Annotated in this window: 5 protein-coding genes and 1 pseudogene; 1 reads left to right on the top strand and 5 read right to left on the bottom strand. The window is 69.5% G+C overall.

Annotation, left to right across the window (positions count from 1 at the left end):
* Positions 1 to 236 precede the first annotated feature (236 nt).
* The 5 genes and pseudogenes from ACWC9T_RS40630 to ACWC9T_RS40610 form a co-directional block, all read right to left on the bottom strand.
* The gene (locus ACWC9T_RS40630; RefSeq protein WP_449826056.1) at positions 237 to 641 is read right to left on the bottom strand and encodes a hypothetical protein; all 405 of its coding nucleotides are present in this window, start codon (positions 639 to 641) and stop codon (positions 237 to 239) included.
* A gap of 277 nt (positions 642 to 918) precedes the next feature.
* Complete coding sequence (locus ACWC9T_RS40625; protein WP_449826057.1) at positions 919 to 1401, bottom strand: transposase family protein; 483 nt, start codon at positions 1399 to 1401, stop codon at positions 919 to 921.
* 12 nt (positions 1402 to 1413) lie between these two features.
* Positions 1414 to 2190: a MerR family transcriptional regulator gene (locus tag ACWC9T_RS40620; protein WP_449826055.1), complete on the bottom strand. Its 777-nt coding sequence runs from the start codon at positions 2188 to 2190 to the stop codon at positions 1414 to 1416.
* 5 nt (positions 2191 to 2195) lie between these two features.
* Entirely contained in the window at positions 2196 to 2999 is an 804-nt protein-coding gene (locus ACWC9T_RS40615; protein WP_449826054.1) for an alpha/beta fold hydrolase, read from the bottom strand.
* Positions 3000 to 3164: 165 nt separating this feature from the next.
* Positions 3165 to 3422, bottom strand: a pseudogene (locus tag ACWC9T_RS40610) (transposase); the annotation flags it as partial.
* Positions 3423 to 4162: 740 nt separating this feature from the next.
* Here ACWC9T_RS40610 and ACWC9T_RS40605 point away from each other — a divergent pair.
* Entirely contained in the window at positions 4163 to 4894 is a 732-nt protein-coding gene (locus tag ACWC9T_RS40605; RefSeq protein ID WP_449826053.1) for a VC0807 family protein, read from the top strand.
* The last annotated feature ends 344 nt before the right edge of the window (positions 4895 to 5238 follow it).

The raw sequence follows: 5238 nt of genomic DNA, 5'->3' as shown, positions 1-5238 counted from the left end.
TCAAGCAGGAACACCGTCGTGTCCACCAAGCCCGCTACCAGGACAGACTCCGCCTCGCAGCCTGAAGCACCACTCACTCAGGACGAACTGCACCCTCTTTCGATCGGCCGCGTCGCGACACGCCGCTGGCCAGGCCGCGCGCCCCGGTCGGGGCGCGCGGGGTTCAACGAGCGGGCGGCTGCTCGGCCGACGGCGCTGCCTGCCTCCGCAAGGGCATCGGCCTCGGTCGTTCTAACTCATCCCAGCGTGCTGCCGGTGGAGGTGGACCCGGGGTTGGTTGGTCTACCAGTGGTCGTGGCGGTCACAGCGCATGTGGTACTTGTCGTGTTCGTCGTGCCTGTGGTGCTTGATCGCGGTGGGGTCGGTGGCGGTGTGGGGGGCAGTGGTGTCGCTGCCCCCCCGGTGACGGTCGCGGTATTGATGACCGCGTCATCGGCCCTGCAGGAGACATCGACCTTCAGCGTGATGGGCGGATAGCTGCTCCCCGCGGGAAGGGCATCACTGCGGGTGCAGGTGAGTGTGCCCTGGTCACAGGTCCAGCCTGGGCCGCTGATGCGGTCGGCCCTGAGTCCCGAGGGGAGGGTGTCGGTGACGGTGACCGTGCCGCTGGTGGCCACAGTCTCGCTGTTGCCCACCGTCATGGTGTAGCGGCCGTCCCGTCCCTGGGTGAAGTTCCCGGTGTGGGTCTTGCTGATCGTCAGCGACGGTGATGCGGGGTTGATGGTGGTGGGTCGGTGGCGGTTTGGGTACTGGTGTCACCGGTGACGGTGGCGGTGTTGATGACCTGCGAGGGAGCATTCAGTGAAGCGTCGCCATCTTCGAACGCGCTGGTCGGAAGGGCTGGCGTGCGGGCTCTCCGGGGTGCTCGGGCTGGTTGAGCGCGGGAGTCTGCGGTATTGATCGTCCGTCACGGTGCTGTCAGCAGCCGGCTTCGAGGTCGGCCAGGACGAGCAGGGCGCGCAGAAGGGCGGTGGCGCGGGCGGGGTCGGAGCGGAGCTTGGTGAGGATCCGCCAGTTCTTCAGGTGGGCAAAGCCGTGTTCGACGGGGGCGCGTCCGGCTGCCAGGACCCGGTTGACCTGCTGGCCGGCGGTGAGCTTGCGGTGGCGGGTGGCCTTGTAGCCGGTGACGATGACCTGGTCGTCGGGGTTCTCGGGCTTGTCCACGCCGAGGAAGCCCAGGTCGGCGAGTGCGCCGAGACGGGCCGCCTTCAGGTGTTCGACGATCTTGTCGCGGCGAGCGGCGGTCGTGTCGTGGGTGCGGCCGGGCCGGGCGGCGGAGATCCAGATCAGCTTGCCCCGCTCGTCGGTCAGGGCGAGGAAGTGCAGGCCGTGGCGGTGGTGCTTGCCGGAGTAGTTGGGCCGGTTCGCCGTCCCGGTGCGGCGCTGGGTTCGAGCGTCCAGGGCGCGCCGAGGTCAGTATTGGTGTGGGATGTCTACTCCGGCGGAGCGCAGTTTCGCCTCGACCAGCGTGGTCAGCCGGGCCATGGCCGGTGCCTGGTCTTCGCCGTGGTGGTTGAGCAGGCCGTACCGGGTGGCGTCGGTGCGGGCCTGGAGGCCGTTCGGGATCGCGAGCAGCGCGGGGTTGGCGAGGAAGCGGTCGGCCACGGCGGTCGCGAGTTCCTCGATGCGGGGATCGTCGGGCTCCCAGTCCTTGGCGGCCCAGCATTGCTTGTTCAAGGCGACGAACCGGGTGTCGTCGAGGGCGTGCTCGGCCTCGGTGAGGAAGTCGTCGAAGCCGTCGGGGACCAGGGCCCTGGCCAGCACCATGCCCTCGCGGTGGATCGCCACCTGGTCCGGGGTGAAGCCGAGGTCGGCGGCCCGGTCCAACAGCGCGCAGGCCCGGTCGGGCAACAGGGCCCGGTCGCCGTTGGCGAGCCGGTCCAGCAGGTCGCGGCGCGCGGTCAGCTCTTCGATCCGCTCGGTCAGCCGCCGTTTGACCTCGGCCAGGTCGGCGGCGAACCGCTGCGGATCGGCGTCGAGCAGGGCGCCGATCTCGGATAGGGGTACGCCGGACTCGGCCAGCGTCCGGACCTGAACCAGCCGCAGCAGGTCGGACGACCCGTAGCGCCGATAGCCGGAACCGTCACGGCGCGGTTCGTCGACCAGGCCGAGCAGGTGGTAGTGGCGGATGGTCTTGATTGTGACACCGGCGAAGGCCGCCGCCTGGCCGATCGTGACGCCTCTGGTCATGGCCGTCAGCGACCTTCGCGGGTGAGGGCGGCGACCTCGCGGACGGCCTCGGCGATGGCGCGGAAATCCTTGCGCACGATCGTGCCGTGGTTGCTGGCGACCTTCGCGCTTACCGTGAGGTTCGGGTTGCGGGCGAGCACCGGGGCGAGAGCAGCACGCATGTCCTCCTGCGAAGTGCCGGAGCTTCCAAAAGCCTCCCCCGAGGCGACCACGTACCGGACCGGGACGGTCACACCGTCGAGGACCGGTTCGAGGGCGGCGTGGAGTTGGTGGGCCTCGATGCTGATCTCGGCATGCCGTTCGGCGCTCATCCGCGCGGCGTTGCCGATGAGGTGCGCCATCGGCAACGCCCACCGGAACCTGCGGAACAGCCGCCGGACCTTCTCCAGGTCGGCCTCGTCGGTCCAGCCCACCGGGTACGGGCCATCGACCCCGACCACGCCAGCAACGCGGACCGGATACCGAGCGGCCCACCGCACCCCGAGCAACGCCCCGTAGGACCAGCCCACCAGCAGCGGCCGCTCCACCCGCCTCGCCGTGAGGACGGCGTCGAGATCGCGGACACAGGCTTCGAACGAATAGTCCGCCGACTTCTTCGACTTGCCGCGGGCGCGCTCGTCGTAGGAGATGTGTCGCCAACCCGACCCCAGGTCGTCGATGACGGGCCGCCAGTGCCGCTGGCCGGCGAAGGAACCGTTCAGGTAGACCACGGGGGTACCTGTCCCGCCGGTGTCGGTCACGGCCAGCGCGGTGTCCTCCACCGGCAACATGCCACTCCAGGCCGGGTAAGTCGCGTTCGAGTTCTTCATGCCACCAGCGTCGGCCCTGCCCCACGGTCAAGGTCAAGCCGCATTTCCGTGAGCCCCGGCACCACAGGTGCGCAATGACGAGGCCGGCCCCCGGCGTTGGCCCACCAGTGCCTCGGCCAACTCCCGAAGGAGGGGTAACCGGAGCCTCGACAGCGACACCGTCATCCGCACCGGCGGGACCGCCTCCACCGAGAGCAGAAGCTGAGTGACGTCGTTGCGGTTGCCGCGGGTGAGAAGGACCGCCAGCGGGGCACCGTGCCCATCGGTGATCAGGTGGTGCTTCGAGCCGCAGCCGTACCGCGAAGCTCCCGAGGCAGAGGACGAGTTGCAACGTACTGCGCCGCCAAGTTCGCGCGATGATGCCCTCCATACCCGGGCCTGGGCGGGTCGGGAGGAGACCAGCTCGGGCGAGGCATCGCGCACGATCTGACTACCCCCTCCCGCCAGTAGTTCTCGGCATGAGGTCAGGCTGCCGCCCTGCCCCCGTTCCCAGCCCGGACGACCCCACCGGACGGCACCTCATCCGCACCAGCGCCGACGAGACTGACGGCAGGCATGCCTCCGGCGAGCCGCGCCTAATCCACAGTCGCCACTACAAGAGCGCCACCGACGAGGACGGCAACCACATCTCCGCCGGCCTCGACGGCTTCGTCCCCTGGGCCGCGATCACCCCCGTAGTCCACGCTCTTCGAACCTGCGGGGCTCCAAGGGCCCGGGGTGGGAACGAAGCGAAAGACCGGTGTTGCTGTCAAAGCTCTTGACGGCCGGTCGGTCGGGTCCTCCTTGGCTTCGCGCCGTTCCTCCCGCCGGTGCGCGCGGACCTTCTCCAGGGGGCCGGTGACATCGACGACGGAGTGGTGGACGCCAGCCTCGCCGTAGTGCCGGCCGCCTCGCGCCAGCCGTTGGGGCGGATGCCGTACTGCTTGCCGAGGAAAGCGAAGTGAGTGTCGGCTCCGTCCAGGGGTCTGTCCCGGCCGGCCACAGGCACACTCGCACCACAAGACGGTTGCTGACCTGCGGGGTCTTCGGTCCGTCAGCAATTCATGGTGACAGCTGTCATACGGATCCGGGCACAGGCGTCACTGACGGGAAGTCGGCTCCGCACGGCAGGCTGGGCGCACGCGAACGGTCGCCGAGCATCCGGCAGAGGAGCAGACAAAGCCATGGACAAGAAGCCCACCGCGCCGCCGACCAGCCCCGTGATGCTGGTCCTCCGTCCGCTGGTGGTGGATGTCGGCATTCCGCTGGCGCTCTCCTATCTGCTGCACTCGGTACTCGGGTTGAGCCAGATCGTCTCGCTCGTGTTGAGCAGCGTGCTGCCGGTGGTCCGGACAGTGGCGAGTCTTGTCTCCCGGCGGTCGGTCAACGGGCTGGCCGGTCTGATGCTGCTGGTCAACACGGCCGGGATCGGGCTGTCGCTGGTGTCCGGGGACGCCCGGCTGGCGGTGGCCAAGGACGGCGCGCTGAGCAGCGTGGTGGGCATCGCGATGGTCTGGTCCGCCTTCGCCGGGCAGCCCATGGTGAGCGCGGGGCTCAAGCCCGTTCTCACCAAGGGCGAGCCTGTCAGGATTGCCGCCTGGGACCGGCTGAGCGCGGGATCGGCCCGGTTCCGGCGGGCCGAGAGGGGGTTCACGCTCGCCTGGGGTTTCTCGCTGGTCGGTGAGTGCGCGGCCCGGGTCGTGGGTGCCTACACGCTGCCGGTGCCGACGATGGCCTGGCTGTCAACGGTCTTCCTGCTCGGAGCGTTCGTCGTGGCCTTCATCGCCGGTGCGCCGTTCCACAACCGGATCGAGAAGCTGGTCGAGGCCGAGGCCGAGGCCGCCGTGTCCGGTGTGGCAGAGCGCTTCGAAACGGAGGATCCCGCGCCCGGGGACACCGCGATCACCGTTGCGTGAGGTCAGCGTGGCGCCGGGCAGCACCGGCAGCGGCCCGGCGGCGACAGATCCCGGCCCACCGTCCTCCTTCGGGTTCCACCAGTGACGAACCGGCCCGGCCTCCCGATCCCCAACTTCGCGACACCAGGCACATCACCCGACCGTTACCACGGAGGAGAACGCATCATGTCGAAGCGGACCGTCGCCCTGGCGATCAGCACCGCTGCCCTGGCCGGCTCGGCTCTCACCCCGGCGGCGGAGGCCGGGACACCTGCGTTTGCCGGAAACCTCATCCGGCCTGGTCAGGCCGCATGTTGGTACTCATGGAGGAGGCCGCCGAGCCGGTCGGTCCGGCGTATGTCGAC

It is taken from the genome of Kitasatospora sp. NPDC001159 (assembly GCF_053598235.1).
This window is presented reverse-complemented; position numbering and strand designations above follow the sequence as displayed.